Source organism: Pseudomonas sp. BF-R-26 (assembly GCF_019947395.1).
GTDB lineage: Bacteria > Pseudomonadota > Gammaproteobacteria > Pseudomonadales > Pseudomonadaceae > Aquipseudomonas > Aquipseudomonas farris.
The window spans coordinates 23,917-50,373 of sequence record NZ_JAGYGK010000011.1 but is presented as its reverse complement, the minus strand read 5'-3'; the positions used below and the strand labels follow the sequence as shown (position 1 = coordinate 50,373).

The window sequence follows — 26,457 nt, the reverse complement described above, 5'->3', positions numbered from 1 at the left end:
ACAGAGCCAGAACAACCACTCGATATCTATCGCTCCTGTAAGAACTGCCAAAGGCTGCGATCCGTTCTCGTTTACAAGGGCGCCGGGCCTGCGGGGATTGCCCGCGCGGGTAAATTGGCCGGGCGGTTATGTTTGGCTGAAGGCTTGTGTCATGATGATCCGACCGCAGGTTAGTCGTCCTTTTCCTATATGAATAGATCTTCCGCGTTGCTCCTCGCTTTTGTCTTCCTCAGCGGCTGCCAGGCCTTGGCACCCGTTTCGTCGGACGGTACGCCGCCGGTCGAAGACAGCACTCCGGTTCCTGAAAAGCCCAAGGTTTACAGCTCGTTCAGTGAAGAAACCGTCTTCAGCCTGTTGAGCGCCGAACTGGCTGGCCAGCGCAATCGTTACGACATTGCCCTGGACAACTACGTGACCCAGGCCATCAATACCCAGGATCCGGGCATCTCCGAGCGGGCATTTCGCATTGCCGAGTATCTGGGTGCCGATCAGGCTGCCCTCGACACCGCACTGGTCTGGGCGAAAAACGCCCCGGACGATCTCGAGGCGCAACGGGCGGCTGCCGTGCAACTTGCCCGCGCAGGGCGTTATGACGACTCCATGGTCTATATGGAGAAAGTCCTGCAAGGCAAAGGCGACACGCATTTCGACTTCCTCGCCCTGTCCGCGGCCGATACCGACCAGGACACGCGCAACGGCCTGATGAAAGGTTTTGACCGCTTGTTGCAGCGCCATCCGCACAACAACCAGCTGATTTTCGGCAAGGCCTTGCTGATGCAACAGGACGGCGATACCAAAGGTGCCCTGACCCTGCTCGAAGACAACCCGCCGGAAGAGGGCGAAATAGCGCCGATCCTGCTGCGCGCGCGCCTGCTGCAAGGGCTCAACCGTGGTGATGAAGCCCTGCCGCTGCTGCAAAAAAGCATCAAGAAATACCCGGACGACAAACGCCTGCGCCTGACCTATGCGCGCATGCTGGTTGAGCAGGACCGCATGGAAGATGCCAAGGCCGAGTTCTCGAGCCTGGTGCAGCAATACCCCGAAGACGACGAACTGCGTTACTCCCTGGCCCTGGTCTGCCTGGAAGCCAAGGCGTGGGACGAGGCCAAAGGTTATCTGGAAGATTTGATCGCTCGGGAAAGCCATGTCGACTCGGCACACCTGAACCTGGGGCGCATTGCTGAAGAGCGTAACGACCCGCAGGGCGCATTGATCGAATACGCTCAGGTCGGGGCGGGCAACGATTACCTGCCGGCGCAATTGCGTCAGGCCGATATTCTGATGAGCAACGGCAAGACCGCCGAAGCCCAAAGCCGTCTGGCAGCCGAGCGCGGCGAGCAACCCGATTACGCGATCCAGTTGTATCTGATCGAAGCCGAAACCTTGTCTGCCAACAAACAGGGCGACAAGGCCTGGAAAGTCTTGCAGCAAGCGCTGCAGCAATACCCCGACGATCTGAATCTGCTGTATACCCGGGCCATGCTGGCAGAAAAACGCAATGACCTGGCGCAGATGGAAAAAGATCTGCGATTGATCATCAAGCGTGACCCGAACAATGCAATGGCGTTGAACGCTCTCGGCTACACCTTGTCCGACCGCACCACGCGCTACACCGAAGCCAAGGCCTTGATCGAACAGGCGCACCAGATCAACCCGGAAGACCCGGCAGTCCTCGACAGCCTCGGATGGGTCAATTTCCGCCTGGGTAACCTCGATGAAGCCGAGCGGTATTTGCGCCAGGCGCTGGAGCGCTTCCCCGATCAGGAAGTCGCCGCTCACCTGGGCGAAGTCCTGTGGGCCAACGGCAAACAACGCGAAGCCAAGCAAATCTGGAGCAAGTTCCTCAAGGAACAGCCCGACAGCCCTACCCTGCGCGGCACCATCAAGCGCCTGACCGGATCAGAGACTCTTTAAGTTATGTTTTTGCGCCACATCATCGTTTTCAGCTTCATCGCCCTGCTCGCCGGTTGCGCGGGCTTCGTTGCCCGCGAATCGGTCCAGGGTCAAGGCAACAAGGCCCAATGGCGCGAGCACAAACAGCAACTGACTGGCCTCGACGGCTGGCAGATCAACGGCAAAATCGGCATCCGCGCACCAAAAGATTCGGGTAGCGGCACGTTGTTCTGGCTGCAACGCCAGGATTACTACGACATCCGCCTCTCCGGCCCGCTGGGTCGTGGTGCAGCCCGCTTGACCGGTCGCCCGGGCAAAGTCTCGCTGGAAGTGGCCAATCAGGGCCGCTATGACGCTCAGACCCCAGAAGCCCTGGTTGAAGAACAACTGGGCTGGAAATTGCCGGTATCGCATTTGGCATGGTGGGTTCGCGGGCTCCCGGCCCCGGACAGCAAAAGTCGCCTGACCCTCGACGCCGACAGCCGCCTGGCCAATCTCGAACAGGATGGCTGGAAGGTTGAGTACCTGAGTTATGCCGAGCAAAACGGCTACTGGCTGCCCGACCGGATCAAACTGCACGGCACCGACCTTGATGTCACGCTGGTGATCAAGGAATGGCAGCCACGCAAACTGGGGCAGTGAACATGACTGCGCCACGCCTGACACTGCCCTCGCCCGCCAAGCTCAACCTGATGCTGCACATCCTCGGCCGCCGTGAAGACGGTTACCACGAGTTGCAGACGATTTTTCAGTTCCTCGATTACGGCGATGAAATCACCTTTGCCGTTCGCGACGATGGCGTGATTCGGCTGCACACCGAATTCGCCGACGTCCCTCACGACAGCAACCTGATCGTCAAAGCCGCAAAAAAGCTTCAGGAACAATCCGGTTGCTCACTGGGTATCGACATCTGGATCGAAAAAATCCTGCCCATGGGCGGTGGAATCGGTGGCGGCAGTTCGAATGCGGCGACCACATTGCTGGGCCTCAATCATCTTTGGCAACTGGGTTGGGATGAGGATCGGCTGGCTGCGCTGGGCCTTACGCTTGGCGCCGACGTCCCGGTTTTCGTGCGTGGACACGCGGCTTTCGCCGAGGGTGTGGGGGAGAAACTCACCCCTGTAGAGCCCGAAGAACCGTGGTATCTCGTGCTGGTGCCGCAAGTATCTGTAAGTACAGCAGAAATTTTTTCAGATCCACTGTTGACACGTAACACTCCTCCCATTAAAGTGCGCCCCGTTCCCAAGGGAAACAGTCGAAATGACTGCTTGCCGGTGGTAGCAAGGCGTTATCCAGATGTACGTAACGCATTGAATTTGTTAGGTAAATTTACCGAAGCAAAACTCACCGGAACTGGAAGTTGTGTGTTTGGGGGCTTCCCAAGCAAAGCTGAAGCTGATAAAGTCTCGGCCCTTCTGACAGAGACCCTTACAGGGTTTGTAGCAAAAGGAAGCAACATTTCGATGTTGCATCGCAAGCTGCAAAGTCTGCTCTAAAAGGAATCGAGTACTGGGTACTCGTTGCAACAGATACAGGGGCGTCGCCAAGCGGTAAGGCAGCAGGTTTTGATCCTGCCATGCGTTGGTTCGAATCCAGCCGCCCCTGCCATTTTCCTATACTCATCCAGGTTACCCTCAGCCTTCAGGTACTGCGCGTGTCCAAGATGATGGTCTTTACGGGGAACGCTAACCCCGATCTGGCTCGGCGTGTTGTACGTCAGCTGCATATCCCTCTCGGTGACATCTCTGTCGGTAAGTTCTCCGACGGCGAAATTACTGCCGAGATCAATGAAAACGTTCGCGGTAAAGACGTTTTCATTATTCAGCCGACTTGCGCTCCGACCAACGATAACCTGATGGAACTGGTAGTGATGGCTGATGCCTTCCGCCGCTCCTCGGCTACTCGTATCACTGCTGTTATTCCTTACTTTGGTTATGCCCGTCAGGATCGCCGTCCGCGTTCCGCACGTGTGGCTATCAGCGCGAAAGTCGTTGCTGACATGCTTACCGTAGTCGGCATCGACCGTGTTCTCACGGTTGATCTGCATGCTGACCAGATTCAGGGCTTCTTCGATATTCCGGTAGATAACATCTACGGCTCCCCGGTACTGGTGGATGACATTGAAGATCAGCGCTTCGAAAACCTGATGATCGTGTCCCCGGACATTGGTGGCGTCGTGCGTGCACGGGCTGTTGCCAAATCCCTGGGCGTGGATCTCGGGATCATCGACAAACGCCGTGAGAAAGCCAATCACTCTGAAGTGATGCATATCATCGGTGATGTCGAAGGGCGTACCTGTATTCTGGTCGACGACATGGTCGATACCGCCGGCACTCTGTGCCACGCGGCCAAGGCCCTGAAAGAGCATGGCGCTGCCAAGGTTTTCGCCTACTGCACGCACCCTGTGCTGTCGGGTCGGGCGATCGAAAACATTGAAAATTCCGTGCTGGACGAGTTGGTGGTAACAAACACCATCCCGCTGTCCGCTGCAGCACAAGCCTGTGCACGTATCCGTCAACTGGATATCGCACCGGTAGTTGCCGAGGCGGTTCGCCGCATCAGCAACGAAGAATCGATCAGCGCGATGTTCCGTTAAGGGCCCTGCCCTTCTCATTACATCTCGTTGACGAAAAGCGCCCCGCCCCGGCATTCCTGTCGGGGCGGGGCTTTTTTGCCCATATCGCCTTTAAGCGCTGGTCGCAAACGCTGGGGCGAATGTGGTTATTTTGGAGATACAACATGAACGATTTTACTCTGAATGCTGAAGTGCGTTCCGACCTGGGGAAAGGTGCGAGCCGCCGCCTGCGTCGTCTCGCAAGCCTGGTTCCAGCTGTAGTTTACGGTGGCGACAAAGCCCCTGAATCCATCAGCATGCTGGCTAAAGAAGTTGCCAAACTGCTCGAAAACGAAGCGGCTTACAGCCACATCATCGAGCTGAACGTTGGCGGCACCAAGCAAAACGTAATCATCAAAGCTCTGCAGCGTCACCCGGCCAAAGGCCACGTGTTGCACGCTGACTTCGTACGCGTTGTAGCTGGCCAGAAACTGACCGCTATCGTGCCTGTACACTTTGTTGGTGAAGAAGCTCCGATCAAGAAAGGCGGCGAAGTTTCGCACGTTGTTGCTGAAATCGAAGTGACCTGCCTGCCAAAAGACCTGCCTGAATTCATCGAAGTCGACCTGGCTAACGCCGAAGTCGGTTCGATCATTCACCTGTCCGACCTCAAAGCCCCTAAAGGCGTTGAGTTTGTTGCTCTGGCACACGGCGATGACAAGGCTGTTGCCAACGTCCACGCTCCACGTGTTGCTCCAGAAGCTACTGAAGAAGGCGCAGCAGAGTAATTTCACTCTGTTCGCCGGAGTGACCGGAAACATCGCGGACTAGAGCGTAGCGAGAAAGCGGGCGAGAACGCGGAGTTTACATAATGGTAAATGAGCACTTGTCGTCCACTTTCGCCGCACGCCCTGATGGCGGCGATGTTATCCACCACTTCAAGGAAGGGCCCCTATCGTGACTGCCATTAAACTGATCGTTGGCCTGGGAAATCCAGGCGCTGAATACGAACAGACCCGGCATAACGCAGGGGCCCTTTTTGTTGAGCGCATCGCGCACGCACAGGGTGTCAACCTTGTGGCCGATCGCAAATATTTCGGCCTGACCGGACGCTATTCGCATCAGGGTCAGGATGTTCGTCTGCTGATTCCCACCACCTACATGAACCGCAGCGGCCAGGCCGTCGCGGCACTTGCCGGCTTCTTCCGCATCAAGCCTGAAGAAATCCTGGTGGCGCATGACGAACTCGATCTGCCTCCGGGCGTTGCCAAGCTCAAACAGGGCGGCGGCCATGGCGGTCACAACGGGTTGCGCGACATCATCGCGCAACTGGGCAATCAGAATACCTTTCACCGCTTGCGGCTTGGCATTGGCCACCCGGGCGTTGCCAGTATGGTTTCAAATTTCGTCCTGGGTCGTGCGCCACGCGCCGAACAGGAAAAACTCGATGCCAGCATCGACTTTGCCCTCGGCGTGCTGCCGGATATCCTCGCCGGTGAATGGAACCGCGCGATGAAAAACCTGCACAGCCAGAAGGCCTGACTCACTCCTCGGGGAATACACCATGGGATTCAATTGCGGCATCGTCGGCCTGCCTAACGTCGGCAAGTCCACCCTATTCAACGCCCTGACCAAATCCGGGATCGCGGCCGAGAACTTCCCCTTCTGCACCATCGAGCCGAACACCGGTATCGTGCCGATGCCGGATCCGCGTCTGGAAGCCCTGGCAGCCATCGTCAATCCAAAGCGCATCCTGCCGACCACCATGGAGTTCGTCGATATTGCTGGCCTGGTTGCCGGCGCCTCGAAAGGTGAAGGCCTGGGCAACAAATTCCTCGCCAACATCCGCGAGACCGATGCTATCGCTCACGTGGTCCGCTGCTTCGAAGACGAGAACGTGATTCACGTCTCCAACAGCGTCGACCCGAAACGCGACATCGAGATTATCGACCTGGAACTGATCTTCGCCGACCTCGACAGCTGCGAGAAGCAACTGCAGAAAGTCGCCCGCAACGCCAAGGGTGGCGACAAGGACGCCGTGGTCCAGAAAGGCCTGCTGGAGCAACTGATCGCTCACTTCACCCTCGGCAAGCCAGCGCGCACGCTGATGAAGAACATGGGCGCCGACGACAAAGCGGTGATTCGTGGCTTCCACCTGCTGACCACCAAGCCGGTCATGTACATCGCCAACGTCGCTGAAGACGGTTTCGAGAACAATCCGCTGCTGGACATCGTCAAAGCCATCGCCGAAGAAGAAGGCGCCATGGTGGTTCCGGTCTGCAACAAGATCGAAGCCGAAATCGCCGAGCTGGAAGACGGTGAAGAGAAAGACATGTTCCTCGAAGCCCTGGGCCTCGAAGAGCCTGGCCTGAACCGCGTGATTCGTGCCGGCTACGAGATGCTGCATCTGCAGACCTACTTCACCGCCGGTGTCGAAGAAGTCCGCGCCTGGACCGTCCGCGTCGGTGCCACCGCACCACAAGCCGCTGGTGTGATCCACACCGACTTCGAAAAAGGCTTCATCCGCGCCGAAGTTATTGCCTACGACGACTTCATTCAGTACAAGGGCGAAGCCGGCACCAAAGAAGCCGGTAAATGGCGCCTGGAAGGCAAGGACTACATCGTTAAAGACGGCGACGTGATGCACTTCCGCTTCAACGTCTAACGATGACCGTGGATTTACACGGAACTCGATAGACTGAAAATCCCCGTAATCACTCGCTGATACGGGGATTTTTGCGTCTTGGGATCACCATCCTCCTCCATTGTGATCTGGGTTGTTGATGGGTACGCTACCGGGTATGACGCCTGAAGCCGGTTTTAAAAACCGGGTACGATGGAAATTCGGAGATCAGCCCATGCTCACCGATACTCAATGCCGCACCGCAAAGCCCAAGGACAAGCCCTACAAGCTCACCGACGAAAAGGGGCTACACCTAGAGGCTCAAAAGCGTGGCGAAGCTCACCGCCTTTGTGCGGTAACAATTTCATCGAATACGGGTGCGACATACTGATGACTTCAAATGGCACGCTGGTTGACCCGCTTTGAAAGCGCCTCGGCCGACTCCTTGCGTTCGGAGTACCGATCAACCAAGTAGTCTTGACTATCTCGCAGAAGCAACGTGAACTTCATCAGCTCCTCCATCACATCAACCAATCGGTCGTAATAGGAGGACGGTTTCATCCGACCTGCGTCGTCAAACTCCAGAAATGCCTTTGGTACCGAGGATTGGTTGGGGATGGTGAACATACGCATCCAGCGGCCCAGCACCCGGAGTTGGTTCACCACGTTGAAAGATTGCGAACCACCACAGACCTGCAGTACTGCCAATGTCTTGCCTTGGGTGGGACGGACAGCTCCCATCGCCAGCGGTACCCAGTCAATTTGTGCTTTGAACACCGCGCTCATAGAGCCATGACGTTCTGGGGAGCACCAAACCTGCCCCTCGGACCACTGCATAAGCTCACGAAGCTCGCGGACCTTCTCATGGGAGTCCGGCGCATCGTCCGGTAACGGCAAACCCGATGGATCGAAGATTCGGGTTTCGGCGCCGAATTGTTCCAGCAGGCGAGAAGCCTCCTGCACCATCAACCGGCTGAAGGAACGTTCGCGGGTAGACCCGTAGAGCAGCAGAATCCGCGGCTTGTGAGCAGATGGTTCCTTTGGCTGAAGTTGCTCCAGCGAGGGTAGATCGACCAGCTCTGGCTGGATGTTTGGCAAGACGTCGTTCATTCCAATCTCCTTAGATCCAATGGTTAGAGAGTACCGATGCGGTCGAGCACTGCTTTGAGGTCATCCACACCCATTTGCCTTACAGGCAGAGCTATGAATGCGCGAACCCGTTCCTCGATCTTGGCTAGCGTCGCTTGGAACGCGGCTTCGATCTCCGCTTCGCTACCGGTCGCGACGGATGGATCAGCCAAGCCCCAATGAGCTTTGAGAGAAGGGCCGAAAAAAATCGGGCAAGCCTCGCCTGCCGCACGATCACAAACTGTAATGACGATGTCCGGTGGCGAATTTTCAAATGCATCCGAAGCCTTGCTTGATAGGCCTTCGGTAGGAATGCCGGCAGCTTCCAGTGTCTTCAACGCTTGAGCATTGACTTTGCCACTTGGAAAACTTCCCGAGCTCACAGCTTCCATTACCTCGGGCGCCAAGTGATTGAACAGTGCTTCAGACAATATGCTGCGGCAGCTGTTGTGGGTGCACATGAACAAGACTTTCATTAAATTTCTCCGGTTCAGAAGCTCAGGCGGATTGCCAAAGCGGCCAGGGTGGCAAGCAGAATGGGCAGTGTCAGGACGATGCCAGTGCGGAAGTAGTAGCCCCAGGTAATAACGATGCTCTTGCGGGCCAACACATGCAGCCATAGCAAGGTGGCCAAGCTACCGATCGGGGTTATTTTTGGCCCCAGGTCACAGCCGATGATGTTGGCGTAAATCATGGCTTGTCGAACGACACCAGTGGCCTCAGCGGAGTGTATCGATAGCGCCCCCACCAGGACGGTGGGCATGTTGTTCATAACAGAAGACAGGCCTGCGGCGAGTAACCCCGTACCCAGGGAAGCGCCCCATATGCCATAGCCAGCAAACACATTCAGGATCTGCGATAGATAATCTGTGAGGCCGGCGTTACGTAAGCCGTAGATCACCAGGTACATGCCAAGCGAGAACACTACGACCTGCCAGGGCGCCTCCTTGAGTACCTTACGTGTCGAGATGACATGTCCGCGCGCGGCGATCAGGTAGAGGATCAGCGCGCAGACTGCGGCAATGGCACTGATTGGCACGCCCAATGGCTCGATAACGAAGAAGCCAACCAACAAAAGCCCGAGTACCCACCCTCCAGCAATAAAGGTAGCCCTGTCGCGGATGGCAGCTTCGGGTGCCTTGAGTTGATCGAGGTCATAGGTGCGCGGTAGGTCCTTATGGAAGAACCACAGCAGCATGGCCAAAGTGGCAGCAATGCTGACCAGGTTCACCGGCACCATGATCGACGCGTACTCACTGAAGCCGATGTTGAAATAATCGGCTGAAACGATGTTGACCAGATTGGACACTACGAGAGGCAAGCTTGCGGTGTCGGCGATAAAACCAGCAGCCATGACGAATGCCAGTGTCGCCGCCGGTGAAAAACGCAACGCCAGCAGCATCGCAATGACGATAGGGGTAAGGATCAAGGCCGCACCATCATTGGCGAACAATGCGGATACGGCCGCCCCAAGCAAAATGATGAAGGCGAACAGTTTGCGACTGCTACCAGCGCCCCACCGAGCCACATGCAAAGCAGCCCATTCAAAAAAACCCGCCTCGTCCAGCAACAAGCTAATGATGATGACGGCGATAAACGTGCCAGTGGCGTTCCACACGATCTGCCAAACCACAGGAATATCAGACAAGCTAACCACACCAGTCAGCAGTGCCACTAATGCCCCCAGTGCTGCGCTCCAACCTACACCAAGCCCCTTGGGTTGCCAGATAACGAGAACTATCGTCACAAGAAAAATCAAAAACGCGATCAACATGAGCACAACTCAATCAGCAAAAAAGGGAGGTCAGACACAAGCGGCCGTGTTTTGGGGTCTTCCCCCCATCTCGGCGAGACGCATGGCATCTGTGTTCAACCAGTCCTGATTAGCATCAACGGCGCTGTTCAGCATCGTTCCAACCCACTCAGGCAAGGATGGGTGCAGGCGGTAATACACCCACTGTCCCTGACGACGATCCATCAAGATTCCGGCTTCTCGCAGCTGAGCGAGATGACGGGAAATTTTCGGCTGGCTTTGATCGAGTGCGCAGGTGAGCTCGCAGACGCAGAGCTCACCCTCTCTTGCAATCAGCAAGGTCATGCGAGCTCGAGTTTCGTCAGCCAAACACTTGAAAACGGCGGGGGGCGTCAAGGTTTCCTGCATGTGACCTCTTGGTGGGGACGCTCACTAGCGTGGCGGCCAAAATATCTGGGAAACCGAATATACGAAAAACAACATATACGGTAAAGCACATATTCATATCAGACTGCCTCTGCGGCTTATCAAGCCAAACCTCAACTCGGGCCTATACTGAGCGCCAATCAGTCCCTCTTCAGAGCCCCCCATGAACGAGTCAGATATCTCTGTTCGACTACTTGATGTCGACCAAATCGACGGTTTGGCGATTCAGCTGAACTCGGCGGGACTACCAACCCAAGACCTGCTGCAGTCCAATCGAATGTTCTATTCCTTCCATCATGGAGATACGACGCTGGGCTACGGTGGAATTGAAGGAAACGGTCCCGACCGACTGTTGCGCTCACTGGTCATTGTTCCGGCTCAAAGGCAGGTCGGTGCAGGAACATTGCTGCTACAAGTACTTGAGCGTATAGCAGCGGCCGATGGAGCCCTGCACCTTCACCTTCTGACAAACTCGGCGGAAGACTTTTTCCAAACTCGAGGGTATGAACGCAGGGAGCGATCCCAAGCACCGGAAGCGATATCCAGTTCGGCGGAGTTCACAGCGCTGTGCCCTGCTTCAGCGGTCTACATGGTGAAAAAACTAGACTCTACTGGCGCTGCTGCCTCTGTATCACCAGATGTAACTTGCCTCAACGAACGTTAATGAGTTGGTTCTCAAATGACCAAGGAAGGAATCTTGGGGCCCTCTGAAGATGTCGAATCCCGTGCTCACCCGCCACGAATCCGTTAATGCGTATTTGAGTCTTCCTCGCAGCATCCAGTCGTTGCGAGGCTCAGTCCAAACGGCAAAGAGATCAAGGTCGGCTTTTGAGTCGAACAGTGGCTTGGCATACCTGAGCGTAACCCCATACTGATCACGGTCGAGCTCATTGCTGATCAGCGCCTGTGCCGCTTGTACCTGAGCAAACAACGGGTCGTTCGACAGACTCGAAACTGACCTCAAGTGCCGCCAAAAGCCCTGCAACGAAACAGTCTCGCGGTCACCGATATACCACTCAGCACCACCAATTGCTGAGGTATAGGGCTGTCGACGGGCAACAGCAGGATCCGATGACTGCTCAAAATCCACCCAAGCAATTTCCCCCCTATAGGCCATTTCCCCTCGGACTATTGTGAAGTCGCTACCGATCATGCGCATGCGAGTAGCGTGCTGACCGAGCGTGATGCCTTCAGGCGTGGCACTTCGTACTGCAAAGGTCGGAAACAAGTCATGGCCGTCTATGACACTCACCGACCAATCAGCATCAGAGCCCAGCACGTCATACTTCACCGCAACTGTAGGGCGCACATCCGGATCTTGCTCCCTGAAGACAACACCAGGTGTCTTCTCCAGCGGCACATCATTAAATTGGAATCGATCCAATACATGCATCTGCAGCTTTCCCGCGCCCACCTCACAGTCCAGATGCAGTCCCCAGTTTCCCGTGCGCTGATCAGTAGTTTCAGGGGTCAACCTTCGGTAGTTGCTCGGTGAAATCTGATCGGTGGGATTGATCCCATCAGCACGCCCCCACATCACCAGCTTTTTGCCCAAGGCAGGCGCACACACCGTCTCGCTGCTTTTCACATACAGCTCATTGACTCCTGCGTCTTCACGCTTCTCATCCAGACGCTCCGGCGATGATAGTGCCCAAACCTCACTGTTCAACTGCAGGCTTTCGGACGCCTGCCAATCCAGTTTGAGCTTGGCACGATTGGAGGACACCGCGTGTTTGTCATCCAACATGCGGTTGGATGACCACACGCCTGAAGCGACCTCACCTGTCACTTCCGGAGCGCTGGCAAAAGCACTCGCGGAGAGAATCAGGGGCGCGACAACACCGGCCCGCCACCAGGGCAAAAAGGACCCGCTCATCTCCTCTCCTTATTTGGCAGCTATGTTGTTCGCGGAGAAGAGGCTGTCGCTCAGCGAATCGCCGACCTTGAAGTTGGAGAAAGTAATCGTAGTGGTATGCCCACTCTGTAGGTTCTTGCCCTCGGTTTTCATTGGCTGCCACTGTCCATTCGCTGAATCAACCAACTGGATGTCCGCGAAGGAGAACTGTTTGTAAGGCTGTCCACTGACATCCGAGGCTTCCACGTAAGTCGTGGCGAAATTGTCCTTGCGCACCCAAGTCACGCGCTTGGCATATCCCGAGTTAGTGCGAACGTTATCCTCAACGGGTACCGACTCAATGACGTAATGCTCAACACCTTCACGTACCTGCTGACTGAGCAAGGTGTGCTTCCAGTCGCCGACCTTGTGCCCCATAACATCGCCATAGCTAAAGTCAGTACCGATGAAGCTGTCTTTTTTGTTCGAGGCTACCAGGCGACGCACACGTTTCATCGCCGGCAGGTATACCCACATATCGTCATCCTGGGCCGAGCGTTCAACAAGCAAAGTCGTGGTCCCGCGAATGTCTGCCGGCGCCTCGAAGCGAACCAGACGCATGGTGTCTTGCCCATTCTCCTGAAGTTTCGACGCCATGTTCGACTTGCGAACGCGCTTACCACCATCTTTGGTCTGCAGCACAAACTCTGCATCCGCCGTGGAAGTGCTGAAGCGAGTTACAGCAGCATTGCGCTCCATGATTTGCTTCGCCTCCAGCTCTGCAGACCAACCTATCTGTGAGTAAGTCAGAAAGCCGATAGCAGCAAGGATGATCAACAGCACTGCGCCACGATCACCCGAGCGACGCTGGAAAATGAATGCTGGTTTGAAGGTCAGAATGGCGCTCGGAATGAGGGTCAGAGTTGCCAACACACTTGCCAGCATAGCCAGCACGATGAAAGTAGAAAGCCACATATGAACCTTATAATCGTAGGAGAACATGAGGACGGCATAGCCACCCGCCACAGCAGTGGCAACGAACAGACAGGCTTTACCAGCGGTTTTCATTGCCATTTCGACGGCCTGAGGCAAGGCCTTGCCCTGGGCTGTGTACTCACCAATGCGGTATATCAGATAGATCGCGTAGTCAGCGCCAATCCCTACCGCCATGGCAGAGATCAACGAGTTGGGAATGTTCAGAGGGACACCGAAGTAGCCCATTACGCCGAAGACCAGCGAAAGGACCACAACTAGCGGCGACAGCACCAGTAGGCCTGCGGTGAACGAACGGAATGCAATAACTGATACCGCAAGAATCACACCGAGAATTTGCGCGATGTTCAGCAGTTTGCTGTGCACCATTACATCGGTTACTGCCAGTGTCTGCGCCACCTCCCCGCCGAACGAAACCGTTACATTTTTGGGGAAGCGCTGGTTCGCAACCTCACGCAGCTCGTTGACCAGCCGATCAATTTCAGCGTTGCTGTTGGTCCGCAACATGATCGAGATCTTCGCTCGCTGGTAGTCATAATCGACATGCGCCGAGAAGTCTTCCGGGTCGCCAGACATCGAGTAAAGGAACAGATACTGGGCGATCAGATTTCGATCATCAGGTAGTGGATTAATAGCACCAGTGTCCCCAGATGCAGCGCCGTGCATGCGCTGGAGAAAGTCATCGATGGACAAGGTCTTACCCACGATCGAGCGCTTCGCGGCATCAGCCTGGAGCTCCCGAATAGCATTCAGGATCTGTGGATCTTTCACTCCATCGGCCTGCCCTGTGTCGACCATTACATACAGAACGTTGGTGCCGCCAGTCTGTGCGTTCAGCAGGTTATCGTCCCGCTGTAATGGCAGTGAGTCCGAGAAGAAACTCTTGCTCGAGTTATCGACATGCACCTTGGGCCAGCCAGAAATCGCAACACCTATCAGTACGACGAAAGCCACCAGGATCCACCCACGGCTACGCGGCGTGATCACCAAATGAGCAATGCGAGCGCTCAGGCGATCCCAAATACGCGGCTTGGTCTCGGTATCAATCTGTGCCGCCGATGGTGGTTTCAGACTGGCACGAACTGCCGGAGTGAAAGTGAACTCCAGCAGCACTGCGGCGAGGATGCCAATGCCAGTGAAAATGCCGAAGGCCCGGACGGTTTCAAGCTCGAACACTACCAACGAGAAGAAACCCAAAGCTGCGACACCACCGGCGATCACCAAAACGGGCCCCACGGCAGCAAGCGATTGAATCGTCGCCAGCCGGTTAGCCACTTCTGGGGCCATGTGCTGCCCGTTGACCAATTCGATGAAGTGTTCGTAGTAGCGCTTGAGCAATTGAACGGCGTGCCCAGCCGCAACAGCAAGAATAAGGATTGGTGTAGGCGAGTTGAAGATGTCCATAGGCACCTTCATCAATCCCATGATACCGACGCCCCAGACCACCGAGAGCAACGCTGTGACCAAGGGAAGAATCAGTCCCTGACGGGTACGGAAGGCTTCGTAGTGCAGCAAGCCAATCACCAGCACCGCGATGGGGAACAACCAGTTGATTCGATCTGCAAAAACCTCAGCCTGGTGCAGGAACACCGGATTCCCACTCAAGGAAATCTCGACGCCTGGCGTATTCTCCTGGCTCAGAATCTGATGAACATCCGAGAGCATCGCCCCGAAACCGTTAGGGTTCTCCTTCAACTCCAGCATGATCGTAGCGGTTCGCCAGTCGCTGGAGATAACCGTGTCTCGATAAACCGGGTTGGCTTCAATGGCCGACCTTAACGCACTAATTTGATCGGTTGTCGTGGGGATCTGGTCATCGAGCAGAGGCTTTGCCTCAAACCCTTCGGCGTTACCACGGATACTCTTGGCCTGCCGCGATGAGAGGCTAAGTAGAGTCTGCTTGGTAACCGATGGCGCGGCATATAGCTTGTCCGTAATGCGCTTTACGGCTTCGAGCACTTGCGGCTGCAGTGCATCGCCCTGGGTTGGTGTCAGTCCTATTACCACGAGGTACTTTGATCCGAAGATTCTCTCGATGGTGTTGGTGGCCTTTATGTATGGATGGCTCTGCGGGACAACCGCGGCAGGATTGATAATGACTTGTTGTTTGGCTGCAAAAAAGCCGAAGAACGCTGATAGAGCCAGCACAAGGGCGATAACCCAGCGCCGATGATCGACCACCCAAGTCACATACTGCTCCAAGGGCAATGAGCTCTTGCTGGAGTTTTCGTGAACAGAATCTACCGCTGCGGTTTTCGTTATTTGCGTCATAAGTCAGGCATCAGCAGGAGGAATTAGGAGTTAAAGCCACGTCGTCATCGTGAAGCCGAGCGATGTGATCTTTGAGAAGGTGTTTCTGGACCTTTGCAGACGCTGTATACGGAAACGCATCCACCACGATGTATTGCGTCGGACGCCACCCGTTGAAGGTCTTGGAAAGGATTTGTTCGAGCTCGACAGTTACTGAAGCGGTATCGACCTCAGGCATGGCCACCCAGGCAAGCACGCTCCGGCCGCTGGCAACATCGGTGACCAGCAATGCTGCATCTGCAACACCTGGAACCAATCGAGCCTGATGCTCCACAAGGGCTGAACTGAGGGGAATACCATCGGAGATCAACGAATCTTCCATGCGATCGATGACCTCTAATTCTGAGTTTTCGTGCAGCGTCGCGAAGTCCCCGGTTGCCAGCCAACTACTGCTATTTGCTGTGCTGTGGGCAACCCAATGCCCACGGGCCATCAGCTCACCAGTCCCCTCCGCCGAGCAAACACCGTTGCACTGCACGGCCAACTCAATTCCAAATACAGGTTTGCCGTGACGCAGAGAGACCTTGCTGCTATCGAAGCGCTCGATAGTGGCCAATGGTGATGTCTCAGTCATTCCCCAGGCATGGCATACCTCAACGCCAAGCTTTTCCTGGATGAACTGAGCAACATCAAAAGGTAGTCGAGTACCACCGACAACTGTGCGGCGCAGGGTGCTGAAGCTCAATCCGCTGGTTCGCATGTATCGGACGAGCGCTAGCCAATGTGCGGAGACTGCCCCCAAGACCGTGATCCGATGCTCCTCGATCCACTGGAACCACTGCGCAGGATCGCGATGCGGTGGTACAAGCACCAACGACGCACCGACCAGCGGACAAACAAAAGGAGCGCCCCATGCACTAGCGTGGAAATTCTGCATGAGAGGCATAACCCGATCGGCACTGTTCAACCCCATCGCGTCGGGCAAGGCACAGGCCCAGGCATGCAACACTGTTGAACGGTGCGTGTACTCAACGATCTTCGGAACCCCTGTGGTCCCGGATGAGTAGCAGACATGGGATAAGGTATCTTCCGCAAACTCAGTAGTGGTGTATTCCCTTCCACTTCCAGTGCCAAGCTGGGTCATAGCGCGTAGCGGAGTACCAGGAACCAATGCTGCGAATGCCTGGGCAGCACTCGCTGTAGCCGCATCATGCAGCAACATGCCGGGTCGCACCTGCTGAAGAAAATGACCTAGATCTTCCGCACGATGCTGAGGGTTCAGAAAATGGGTTACCACGCCTTGGCTTAGCGCTGCGTATAGCCAAGCCATTTGATTGAGCGAACTAAAGCCAAAACTGACAACTGCATCTCTGGACCGAAGCCCCATGGCGTGAAGCTCTATGGCGCAGTTATTCGCAGCTTTTGCCAACTGAGCATAGGTTTGAGTTTCAACCGCGCCTTCTAGAGATACAGAAGTTACCGTTGCCGCTGCATGCACCTGTGCGGCATGTTTGAGCAGGTCATGGACATGAAGCGAGAGCATTTGCACTCTCGCAGTTGGGTACTGCACGGTATTAGAAGAGTATTTGTTCATGCGGCCATAGTAGAAATCGCCGCACTCACCCCACAATGGAACCGATGTACCATGGCGCTACAACGTGCCTGTCGCTCAATTCAAGCAAACTGCAAATAGGTCTGAGTCAACTCATGGCGCGGCCGATCAAACACATCCCTTGCTTTGCCACATTCAATCAGCTTGCCCACCCCCTCCAGCTTCCAAAAAACTGCTACCTGGTCTGCTACACGTCGTGCCTGACTTAGGCTATGGGTCACAAGAATGATCGTTCGTCGCTGAGCCAGGCTCAGAATCAACGTCTCAATTTTTTGAGTCGAGATCGGATCTAGAGCACTGCATGGTTCGTCCATCAGCAAAACATCTGGATCCAAAACCAGCGCCCGAGCAAGACACAGTCGTTGTTGCTGCCCACCGGACAACGCGATGGCCGAACTGTCGAGACGATCATGAACCTCGTCCCACAACCCCACTTCCCGTAATGACGACTCAATACGACTATTGATATCGGCCTGCGCTTTAATGCCATGCTGCCTGAGCGCGAACTCAAGGTTCTTGCGAATCGAAAATGGAAATGGATTGGGACGTTGAAACAGCATCCCAACCTGACGCCGCAACTGGGTCGAGTTTTTTGCCAGATGCTTATTGTCCATCCAGCTGAAGTTGATCGAGCCTTCTACCGAGCAGCCTGGCACAAGATCGTTCAGGCGGTTGATGCAATACAACAAACTCGACTTCCCACACCCTGATGGGCCGATGAGTGCGGTGACTGAATTGCGCGGAACGCTCAACGTCACTCCCTCAACGACTGTGCGCTTGCCATAACTCACGGAGAGGTCTTGGATATCGATATGCCCTTGCGCAGCAGTACTCAAGTGAGTAACCGTCCCGTGCACGCTTGATGCAGCTCGTACAAACGGTTCAAGCGATATTGCTCTATTGTCGTTGATCATCATTCAGAGACTCCGTGTCGTGTTGCCAGTCATACGTCGCTGCATCCAACGAGTTAAGGCATGCACAGTGAAGCTGAGCAGGGCCAAAAGCAGCAGCAGCGCCAGGGCCGAGCCATAAGCGTTAGGGGTACCGCCCGGCACATTGGTCGATAGGTCATAAATATGAACAGAGACGCTGCGCCCGGAATCGAGAACCGATTCGGGCATCCTGTCGGAATAGCCGCTGGTGAAGAGCAGTACAGCAGTTTCCGCCAGGGCTCTGGTCAACGCGAGCACAACACCTGCGCATATGCCAGGCAGTGCTACCGGTACCATCACATGCCATAAAACTGACTGTTTCGAGAGGCCGAGCGCTGCTCCGCCAGCGCGATGGGCAACACCCGCGGACTCTAAGGAGAATGCCAGTGAACGCGCCAAAGTGGGCAGGATCATGCAGGCCAAGGTCAGCCCGCCGGCCAGAATTGAATATCCCAATTCCAATTGCCTACAGAACAGGCTGAGTCCAAATAATCCAAACACGACCGAAGGAATGCCCGCCAGAATGTCGAGGCTGCAGCGCAGTATCGTAGCCGGCCAACCTGCGGGATTAAAACCTTCAGTCAACATTACCGCGACGCCAAACGCTAAGGGCAAGGCGGCCGTTAAGCTGACCAACACAATTCCCAGGGTGGACACTAGAATTGGTGCGATCCCCCCGCTGCGGCCTGCATCTTCCGGGCTCGCCAACAGAAAGTCCCAGCTCAGCACCTGAAGTCCGTTACCGAACACCGTTAGCAGCGGCCACAGGAGCATCGCAACTGCAGTCAACGTCAGACCATACATCACGAAGGTCCAGACAAAATCCCGGAAGTCGAAACTGAACACTTGGAAGCGCCTCATGAGATCATCTTCCTCTGACGCATACCGACCCACTCGCCCACAGCAACCAACGCGCTGACCAACAGCAACATCAGCAGCCCGGCTACGAACAGGGAGGCGCGGTGATCCCCCATCGCGTAGGGCATTTCCAAGGCAATGTTCGCAGTCAACGCTCGTACTGGATCAAACAGTGAAGTCGGTACCTGCACAATGTTGCCACAGACCATCAACACCACCATTGTCTCGCCGATTGCTCGGGCAGCACCGAGTACCATTGCGGAAAAAATGCCCTGCCTGGCAGCAGGAATAACAATACGAAGCAATGTCTGGCTGGTTGAAACACCCAGCGCAGTGGCTCCCTGGACATAATCTGTCGGCACCGTCTGAAGTGCCGACTGGGTCAACACCGTGATCGTTGGGATGATCATCAGTGCAACAATGAGGACACCGGCCAATAAACTCGCACCTGGCGGGCTCCAGATGTTCACTATCGGAACGATCGAACTGACGCCCCAAAGTCCGTAGACCACGGTAGGCACTGCAGCACTGAGCTCCACTAGATTGCGCAGCACGCGAGCAAGCCGCGCGGGCGCTTTGAAAGTCGTGACCAGCGAAATGGCCAGGCTCAGTGGTGTTGCAACGACAAGCGCACCAATGGTCAGGTAAAGACTCGCCAATACCATTGGGGTCATGTTGAAGCTAGCGTCCCGCGGCCACCACCCTTCGTCCGTAAAGAATCTTATAGGCCCTCCCTGCGCGATCAGTGGGAAACCTTCACTCAACAAGAAAGCGACGATCAAAAACACGATTGCCGCGCCTAGTAGAGCGAGCATGGACATGGCCGACCAGAACGCCCATCCACGCAGCTTCGTGGGATGGACCTTCGCGACCACCTCATCTGTCAATAAAGTCATGAAGAGAGCCTGATCAGCAGCGCCTGGCCGTCATTTCGCCACCGGAATGAAGTACATGCGAGTAACAAAGGCTGCAGCTTCATTGGAGCGGGCAAACGCCAGGAAGTCCTGAACCGGCTCTGTGAGAGGCGCTTTGTAAACCAGATTCAGGTCCCGACTGATCGCGTACTCGCCCGACGCAACCGCTGCTGTCGATGGAATCTGATCTCCTAAAGGGATTAGCCGAATTGCGGCGCCCTGATCGGCTTCATACTCAGCCGAACCAATGGACACGTAACCGACTGCAGCGGGAGAGCCAGCAACAGTCTGAATACCCTGCTGGTTGTCTCCAATAATCACGTGGGCGCGGATATCTTTGTAGGGAATACCAAAGAAACCACTGAAAATTTCCAGGGTAGATCGCCCCTCTGCCTTGCTCACGACGGTGATAGGCGAATCGTCTCCCCCCACGTCTTTCCAATTGGTGATCCGGCCTGTGTAGATTCCGACAACCTGCTCTTTTGTCAGACCAGTGATCGGGTTGCTTTTATTAACGATCATGCCGATGCCATCTTTGGCAATCAGCGCATGCTGCAGATCCCGCTCTTCAGGTTTGAGCTCACGGGAGACCATGCCAAGCACAGCCGTGCCGCTGCGCACATCCATAATCCCCCGAGCACTACCGCCTGCCTGGACCTCGATTCTAATGCCCGGATGCTCTCGCTCGTAAGCTTTGGCCAGTTCACTTATCAGCGGTGCGATAGTACTAGCCCCCACAACACTGACACGCACGGCTTTGGCTTCAGTCTTTTGATCCGTCTCACGATTGCAGCCTGACAGGCAGAGCAACGCACCCAGCATCCACAGCGCAGGCACGCCAACGTGCCGGGCCGTCCAGGTTCTTGTATTCATTTCTTCCCCGATTTCCATGGGACACATCGAGTGACCGATGCGTCAATATCTGACTAATCGTAAGGCGGAACGGACCGAACTTTGAATAGAAGCTATGTACTATGGCAGTACGCCAGCAGCCTCCCGACAATTGCCGCGGCAAGGGAATGTCCTTGAGCCTAATGGGAGGATATAAAAATGAACGAAGTTTCTGCCGGCACACAGCCAAATCAACGCGCACCAGTCGACTTACGTGCTGTAAACCGTCGAGAAGAACTGAGCACTGAGCACAACAAAAGCGACGGATATTTCAACCTGATCGCGTACATCGCTTCCAACGCAATCGCTGGAGAGGTGATGGCGGTAGAGAACTATTCGGAAATGGTGCCGTTGATGCCAGATACCGAAAGTAAGATCGAAACCGTCAAACAAGCCTACGAAGAATCAAAACATATTCTGATGCTGGCCAGCTTGGGCAAGCGCCACGACTACATCGTGATGCGTGAGATCGTGGAGCCGCAGTGGTTCAATATCCGCCGCCACTTCAGTACTGCTGTTCAAAACAAGGACCTGGCTGCGTGCCTGATCATTCAGGACCTGATGACCGAAACCATGGCCATCGTGCTGTACCGCACCCTGCAGCGCCAGGGCGATCCGGACACTTCAGCACTGGCCGGAAAGATCCTGGAAGACGAGCTGGAACATCTGGAAATCGGCCTGGCACGTATCCGTGGCCTGATCGCCAAAGACCCAGAAGGTGTTCATGAGAGCCTTAAATGGGCCCACCATCGTGTAATGCCAGAGCTGTTCAGCATGGTGAGCACCAGTTGCCACTTCCTCTGCGACCGACTGAACATTGACTGCGGTGCTCTTTCACTTGGTGATCTGAAGACCGACATCGACGAAATTCGCATCGAAGCTTTGGACACCTACGTAGAAACCCTCGATAAGGCGAACTTCGATCCGGTTGTCACAGCGGCACTGATCGAGTCGATGCAAACCTATGGCGGCACCCCGTCAATGAACGCTGGGCTGGCCAACGCCTGACGCGTTGCATCAGCCCGCTCTCATCAGTACCGGCGGAGCTCATATGTCCGATAACACAACCTTAACGCAGGGTATTCAAGCCTTCTTCGAGTTTCTGCTCATGGACGGTGCCCTGCTCATTGGGCTTTTCCTGCTGGTCACCTGGTTTGTGGTAATGCTGCAACAACGTATGCCCTTTCAAGCGACACAAGGCTCGCTGCTTGGGTCCTCGGGCTGGCGGTCGGCATTTGCCGCCAGTGTTGGGGGCGTCATTACGCCCTTTTGCTCCTGCTCCACGATTCCCGTGCTGAGCGGCATGCTCAGGGCAGGCGTTGGCTTCGTGCCCAGTTTCGCTTTTCTGGTGGCCTCGCCAGTAGTGAACGAGGGTGTGTTTATTCTGCTGTTCCTCACTGTGGGTTTTGTCCCTGGCGCTGTTTTCATCATCGGCGGCCTGGCCCTGACTTCCGCTGCTGGTGTGGTAGCAGGAAGGCTCGGACTGGCAAGACATGTGACGATAGCACCTGCCCCCAAGAGCAGTGCCGCCTTCCTGGGCCAGGGGATTCGAACTTGGCCCGGTTGGCAACCTGCGAGTCGATTCGCTTGGCTTGCAGCGAGGCAGGAGTTGCGGACGGTTGCACCGTATCTGCTGATCGGTTTGTTCATCGGAGGCTTGATCTACGGTGCCGTACCGAAAGACACACTGATGAGCCTCGTCGATCGGCTACCGGCCGGCTGGCTGTATCTGGCATGCGCCTTAGTCGGCGTACCACTGTACATCTCTCCCATAGCAGCACTGCCAATCGGATTTGCCCTAATCGAGAAAGGGTTTCCAGTCGGACCGCTTGTGACCTTTCTGGTGGCGGCAATCGGCACAAGCCCTCCCGAGATCATGCTGCTGTTCAGGCTTTTCAAACTCCCACTGGTGATAGCCCACACGTTAACAGTCATTGTTTGCGCTCTGGTCCTTGGCCTGGCTGTTGCACTTGTGCTGTAACCATCTAAATAAAGAGGGCAAGACATGCTCAATTTTTTCAAAAAGACTTCGGACGCAGATATCACCCAAGTCAAACGCGCATTGGGGCCCGAAGCTATCGTGGTGCTCTCTGCAAGTTGCTGTATGCCAGGCACTACGCAGGTTGACGAACAGATCGAAGCGGCTGCACGTAACGCATTGACGCAGGCCAAGCTGGACTGGCCGGTCCTCACGATTACCGTGACTACTGCGCAATCGATCCTTCCGAGGCTATCCGCAGAGCTGAACGCAAAAGAAGGCGCGGTAGCCCAGCAAGTCACGGAGCTGTTCATGGCTCATGGTCTGAGTGCATTCCCGATCGTCATTGTTGACCAGACTCTGGTCTCCTACGGTGGAGTGCCAGACCAAGCGATGATTCATAACGCACTGGTTGCAGCTTCTGAAACTAACCTTGATCTCACGAGTGGAGAGGTTCGATGAAAACGCCTCTCCAGACCCCACGCCACGGAAAACGCGTCTTCCTAACAGGAGGTACGGGATTCCTCGGGGCACTCATGGCCGCTCAAGTGCTTAGCGATGACTGGGCAGATCACTTGGTCATCCCGACCAGGCGAGGTGACCATAAGGTTGGTATTCCAGAAGAAGTGCAGCGTGAGCTTCTGGCATTGGGAAGAAGTGCTGACGAACTCGAGAAAAAGGTGACCACTGTTCACTGGCAGGGTGCTGAAACGGCATCGGTAGAGCTGCTGGAGAGTATGCTTCGCTCAGGAAATGTGGACACGGTAATCCACTGCGCAGGTTGCCTCGATTACTTCGATAATGAGGCGCTGCAAGCTCTGAACGTCGATTTCACTGCAAGGCTTACTATCGCGGCCAAACAAGCGGGAGTGAGCTTCTTTATCTTCGTTTCCACGGCCTACTCCGCTGGCTACTCTGGAGGTGTAGTGCCAGAAACGGCGCTGAACGAGCCGCCGAGCGATCCTACCAACTACACGCTGACCAAGCGGGCAGCTGAGCGCGTAGTTGCTGAATGCGGCATTCCATTCCTTGTTGTCAGACCATCAATTGTGATTGGTAGCTCTGCTGATGGTCGCTACAGCGGTAAGCGCTATGGCCTCTATCAACAATGGATGGGTATCGAAAGGCTGCTCTCCGATCGCCATCATGCCGAACTGCATACAGTCGCTACGGACCAAGCGCTCAATCTCCTGCACCAGGACGTTTTCCAAGCAAGCATCGCAAGCGTATTTCGGTGGGTACCCGAAGGTGAATACGTCAACCTGGTCGTTGACGATCAGACCAGTCCGTCGATGAAAGACCTATGGCGGCTGTTCTGCGAAGTCACGCGCCCCAAGACCGTAATTTTCTACGACAGCCTCCAAGCGGTTGATCTGAAGGCCATCAACATTCGCCAGCGAGGTTACCTGACGTTCGCTCAGACCAACCTCGAGATCGGTGCCTACCCTTGGCAGTTCGACCGTCAGTGGCTCAAGGTTCTGAGCCAGCGTGGGTTGAACTTCACTGAAACGACATTGAGCACACTGCAGATCTGCCAAGACCGATTTATACGTTCCTCTCAACCCATCCAACGGTACCTTGAGCGCTTCGGCGCGGACCTGCCTGCTCGCACGGAGTACCGTGATCACCTCGATGCCTGGGACGTTTCTGCCAATGAACATGCTTGATACCGCGGCCTTTCGACTGGAACCTTGGCAACGTGAATTGATCCACACCGCAGCTATAGTGAACGGCGCTCTCGAGACTGATGAGCACTCTGACTCCACACCTCATATCCTTTGGTGGGGAGGTGCGTATTCTGAATTGCTGTCTATGTGTGTAGATAAGATGCGCGGCGAACTAATCATCGCTGATAGCGATCCACGACGACTACGCAAAAGCGCTGCGATGATGGACAACGCTCGCAGCGTGCGCCTAATGGCACTTTCTGATTTGTCACGTGATGCCAACGTTATTGAGCCACTACTCCAGGGCGCATTACTTCGTGACATCGATGGTTACATCGCATTGGAGGAGAAACTGCGATTTGGTGTTGAGCGTTCGCCCGCTGTTTCTGATGGCTGGGCCAATCGAATCCTGATGGACTTCACCCTCAACCGTGTGGATGCTGAGGATGAAAAACAGGTATTGGGGGAAGCATTCCGAGCTCTGAACGTAACCGGTTGCGTGGTCTGCGCAGTACTTGTAAGCGATGAACCTTTAACCTCTCACCACACCGTCAGGTCCGCACCTGCCGGAGCGCCACTTCGGTTACCTTCAGAAACTGCCGTGATAGCTGCGTTCGAACAAGCCGGCTTCCATGGCATCACCTTCCATTGGTCGTCAACAGCAGCAAGCGCTATCGACAGAATTGGCGATGCTGAAGTACGCATGTGCACCGTCAAGGCATACAAAGGTAAACAAGGCCCATGCTGGGAGTTAGGACAGGCCGTTATCTATCGCGGTCCTTGGCTTGAAGTGCACGATGATGATGGACATGCGTATCGCCGTGGTGAGCGGGTCGCTGTATGTGCAAAAACATATGACCTGATGATGCGTGCTCCTTACCAAGGAGCCTTCCTCGGACTTCGCAGCATGAACGAACCACCGCTGGGTCAGGCCGCGCCTTTCGATTGCAACACTCCTGCTCTTCGAGATCCGAAGGTGACCAAAGGGCTGGCTCCTTTTCAAGGAGCTCAGGCAGCAGCTTGCTGCTCCACAGAAAGCGGATGTTGCTAGACAAGTACCAATCGGCCGACACCTGTCGCGAGGGATACCATTTGGCCATATAATCGAAATCCAAAGTGCATCAGGTGCCTGGAACTGGGCACCTGACGTGCTTACATCGGGCAGGGAGAGCGAATATGGAAAGCGTCAGGAACAGTTGGCAAATGCTTCAAACAAGCATCAGAACGCCATCCTTTCTAGACCTGGACGTGGACTGCACTGCCATTGGTATCGCCTCTGTGAATGGCCCCGCCGTTCACTTCAAGAAAATCCTCTTTCTCGAAGGCGAAATTCACGAAGAGCCCGAAACTCTGCAGAGCCACTGTGCTTCGCTGCTCGCCCTATGGGCTGCAGTGAGAGCGCCTTCCTTGATAGACCTCGGCAAATGCACTTGTATAGGACGTCGCTTGCTCCTACAGGAACCGACCCTCGGTAGAAGGTTTGCCGTCCACGCCACCCAACTCGACGAGAACAACCTTCTCTTTGCTGTCATTAGTTCGACTAAGCGCTGGAACAACGTTGAAACTGCGAAAAGCCTAGTCACATTACTAGTTCAACATGCTGCTCAAGTTCACGCAGCTGACGATTTCCAACCTTGTGTACCACTTGAGCAGATAGGCGCAGGGCTGGATTGGTATCAGTTTACAACCAGGGAGGTTGAAATTCTGAAGCTAGTAGCCAGCGGAATCAGCAACAAGCAGATCGCCCGGGAATTAGGCTCAAGCCCAAATACGGTCCGAAATCAGATCCATACGTTGTTCCGCAAGGCAGAAGTGACAAACCGAACAGAGTTGGCACTTAGAGTTGCCGCAACGATTTGATACAGGTGTTTACAATTTGCCGTCAGACGCTGCGAATGGCATTGCCGTTATCTTTGCGAAAGTCGGCAACGGTTCTGCGTTCCTGTGCGAATTTCAGGTCCGCTGATTGACCAAGGACTGGCAGTCCTTACGTACAGCGCGGTCTTCAAAATGACGCCTGCGTTTCTACACAGCCAGGGTCGACTGCGACCGGTCGCGATCTAGTCGCTTCAAGTAGGGTCCTATCAGCAAAAGAACTTCGATGCTTGGTCAGGTATCCCAGCGTACCGAGAGCAACGCAAACGCGGTGAA

At 55.3% G+C, this 26,457-nt stretch carries 25 protein-coding genes and 1 tRNA gene; 15 read left to right on the top strand and 11 right to left on the bottom strand.

Features of this window, described 5'->3' with window-relative positions; genetic code table 11:
• The first annotated feature begins 189 nt into the window (after positions 1–189).
• The 8 genes from KGB18_RS17670 (at position 190) to ychF (ending at position 7,112) form a co-directional block, all read left to right on the top strand.
• Positions 190–1,914: a tetratricopeptide repeat protein gene (locus KGB18_RS17670; RefSeq protein ID WP_223570299.1), complete on the top strand. Its 1,725-nt coding sequence runs from the start codon at positions 190–192 to the stop codon at positions 1,912–1,914.
• Positions 1,915–1,917: 3 nt separating this feature from the next.
• Positions 1,918–2,535 carry a lipoprotein insertase outer membrane protein LolB gene (gene lolB, locus KGB18_RS17665; RefSeq protein WP_123719520.1) on the top strand — a complete coding sequence of 206 codons (618 nt, stop codon included), beginning with the start codon at positions 1,918–1,920 and terminating at the stop codon, positions 2,533–2,535.
• A 2-nt stretch (positions 2,536–2,537) separates the two neighbouring features.
• A complete protein-coding gene (ispE, locus tag KGB18_RS17660; RefSeq protein WP_123359251.1) occupies positions 2,538–3,389 on the top strand; it encodes a 4-(cytidine 5'-diphospho)-2-C-methyl-D-erythritol kinase in 852 nt (283 codons plus the stop codon).
• 37 nt (positions 3,390–3,426) lie between these two features.
• Positions 3,427–3,501 (top strand) — tRNA-Gln (locus tag KGB18_RS17655).
• Between the two features lie 46 nt (positions 3,502–3,547).
• Entirely contained in the window at positions 3,548–4,489 is a 942-nt protein-coding gene (locus KGB18_RS17650) for a ribose-phosphate pyrophosphokinase (protein WP_003171603.1), read from the top strand.
• 143 nt (positions 4,490–4,632) lie between these two features.
• The gene (locus tag KGB18_RS17645) at positions 4,633–5,235 is read left to right on the top strand and encodes a 50S ribosomal protein L25/general stress protein Ctc (protein WP_123719521.1); all 603 of its coding nucleotides are present in this window, start codon (positions 4,633–4,635) and stop codon (positions 5,233–5,235) included.
• Between the two features lie 169 nt (positions 5,236–5,404).
• The gene (pth, locus tag KGB18_RS17640) at positions 5,405–5,989 is read left to right on the top strand and encodes an aminoacyl-tRNA hydrolase (protein ID WP_007905795.1); all 585 of its coding nucleotides are present in this window, start codon (positions 5,405–5,407) and stop codon (positions 5,987–5,989) included.
• Between the two features lie 22 nt (positions 5,990–6,011).
• Positions 6,012–7,112, top strand: a complete 1,101-nt coding sequence (gene ychF, locus KGB18_RS17635) for a redox-regulated ATPase YchF (RefSeq protein WP_008011955.1) — start codon at positions 6,012–6,014, stop codon at positions 7,110–7,112.
• A gap of 354 nt (positions 7,113–7,466) precedes the next feature.
• Here ychF and arsH read toward each other — a convergent pair whose 3' ends face one another.
• The 4 genes from arsH to KGB18_RS17610 are packed head-to-tail and all read right to left on the bottom strand — an operon-like array spanning position 7,467 to position 10,359.
• Complete coding sequence (gene arsH, locus KGB18_RS17625; protein WP_223570298.1) at positions 7,467–8,180, bottom strand: arsenical resistance protein ArsH; 714 nt, start codon at positions 8,178–8,180, stop codon at positions 7,467–7,469.
• A gap of 23 nt (positions 8,181–8,203) precedes the next feature.
• Entirely contained in the window at positions 8,204–8,674 is a 471-nt protein-coding gene (locus KGB18_RS17620) for an arsenate reductase ArsC (protein WP_223570297.1), read from the bottom strand.
• 14 nt (positions 8,675–8,688) lie between these two features.
• Positions 8,689–9,972 carry an arsenic transporter gene (locus KGB18_RS17615; protein WP_123719524.1) on the bottom strand — a complete coding sequence of 428 codons (1,284 nt, stop codon included), beginning with the start codon at positions 9,970–9,972 and terminating at the stop codon, positions 8,689–8,691.
• Between the two features lie 30 nt (positions 9,973–10,002).
• Positions 10,003–10,359 (bottom strand): metalloregulator ArsR/SmtB family transcription factor, encoded by a 357-nt coding sequence (locus KGB18_RS17610; protein ID WP_038978877.1) that lies wholly within the window; start codon positions 10,357–10,359, stop codon positions 10,003–10,005.
• Between the two features lie 181 nt (positions 10,360–10,540).
• On the opposite strand from KGB18_RS17610, the gene arsN2 reads away from it, so the two are divergent.
• The gene (arsN2, locus tag KGB18_RS17605) at positions 10,541–11,041 is read left to right on the top strand and encodes an arsenic resistance N-acetyltransferase ArsN2 (protein WP_123719525.1); all 501 of its coding nucleotides are present in this window, start codon (positions 10,541–10,543) and stop codon (positions 11,039–11,041) included.
• Here the strand turns inward: arsN2 and KGB18_RS17600 are convergent.
• From KGB18_RS17600 to KGB18_RS17570, 7 genes are all read right to left on the bottom strand, one after another.
• The gene (locus tag KGB18_RS17600; protein ID WP_223570296.1) at positions 11,009–12,253 is read right to left on the bottom strand and encodes a hypothetical protein; all 1,245 of its coding nucleotides are present in this window, start codon (positions 12,251–12,253) and stop codon (positions 11,009–11,011) included. The genes arsN2 and KGB18_RS17600 overlap by 33 nt on opposite strands.
• A gap of 9 nt (positions 12,254–12,262) precedes the next feature.
• Positions 12,263–15,394, bottom strand: a complete 3,132-nt coding sequence (locus tag KGB18_RS17595; protein ID WP_223570295.1) for an outer membrane lipoprotein-sorting protein — start codon at positions 15,392–15,394, stop codon at positions 12,263–12,265.
• Positions 15,395–15,485: 91 nt separating this feature from the next.
• A complete protein-coding gene (locus KGB18_RS17590) occupies positions 15,486–16,997 on the bottom strand; it encodes an AMP-binding protein (protein ID WP_223570294.1) in 1,512 nt (503 codons plus the stop codon).
• 131 nt (positions 16,998–17,128) lie between these two features.
• Positions 17,129–17,983, bottom strand: coding sequence for a phosphate ABC transporter ATP-binding protein (locus KGB18_RS17585; RefSeq protein WP_223570293.1), 855 nt, complete (start codon positions 17,981–17,983; stop codon positions 17,129–17,131).
• Positions 17,984–18,859 (bottom strand): phosphate ABC transporter permease PstA, encoded by an 876-nt coding sequence (gene pstA, locus KGB18_RS17580; protein ID WP_223570292.1) that lies wholly within the window; start codon positions 18,857–18,859, stop codon positions 17,984–17,986.
• Positions 18,856–19,752 (bottom strand): phosphate ABC transporter permease subunit PstC, encoded by an 897-nt coding sequence (gene pstC, locus KGB18_RS17575; RefSeq protein WP_123719530.1) that lies wholly within the window; start codon positions 19,750–19,752, stop codon positions 18,856–18,858. Before pstC ends, pstA begins: the two co-directional genes overlap by 4 nt.
• 30 nt (positions 19,753–19,782) lie before the next feature.
• On the bottom strand, positions 19,783–20,661 hold the full coding sequence (locus tag KGB18_RS17570) for a phosphate ABC transporter substrate-binding protein (RefSeq protein WP_223570291.1): 879 nt from the start codon (positions 20,659–20,661) through the stop codon (positions 19,783–19,785).
• Positions 20,662–20,820: 159 nt separating this feature from the next.
• Between KGB18_RS17570 and KGB18_RS17565 the strand changes: the two genes are divergently transcribed.
• From KGB18_RS17565 to KGB18_RS17540, 6 genes are all read left to right on the top strand, one after another.
• The gene (locus tag KGB18_RS17565) at positions 20,821–21,669 is read left to right on the top strand and encodes a long-chain fatty aldehyde decarbonylase (RefSeq protein WP_123719531.1); all 849 of its coding nucleotides are present in this window, start codon (positions 20,821–20,823) and stop codon (positions 21,667–21,669) included.
• Positions 21,670–21,712: 43 nt separating this feature from the next.
• Positions 21,713–22,642, top strand: coding sequence for a permease (locus KGB18_RS17560; RefSeq protein WP_123719532.1), 930 nt, complete (start codon positions 21,713–21,715; stop codon positions 22,640–22,642).
• A gap of 24 nt (positions 22,643–22,666) precedes the next feature.
• Complete coding sequence (locus tag KGB18_RS17555; RefSeq protein ID WP_123719533.1) at positions 22,667–23,101, top strand: hypothetical protein; 435 nt, start codon at positions 22,667–22,669, stop codon at positions 23,099–23,101.
• The gene (locus KGB18_RS17550) at positions 23,098–24,306 is read left to right on the top strand and encodes an SDR family oxidoreductase (protein ID WP_223570290.1); all 1,209 of its coding nucleotides are present in this window, start codon (positions 23,098–23,100) and stop codon (positions 24,304–24,306) included. Before KGB18_RS17555 ends, KGB18_RS17550 begins: the two co-directional genes overlap by 4 nt.
• The gene (locus KGB18_RS17545; RefSeq protein ID WP_148710181.1) at positions 24,293–25,357 is read left to right on the top strand and encodes a hypothetical protein; all 1,065 of its coding nucleotides are present in this window, start codon (positions 24,293–24,295) and stop codon (positions 25,355–25,357) included. Before KGB18_RS17550 ends, KGB18_RS17545 begins: the two co-directional genes overlap by 14 nt.
• Positions 25,358–25,482: 125 nt before the next feature.
• Positions 25,483–26,166 (top strand): response regulator transcription factor, encoded by a 684-nt coding sequence (locus tag KGB18_RS17540; RefSeq protein WP_123719536.1) that lies wholly within the window; start codon positions 25,483–25,485, stop codon positions 26,164–26,166.
• Positions 26,167–26,457: the final 291 nt, after the last annotated feature.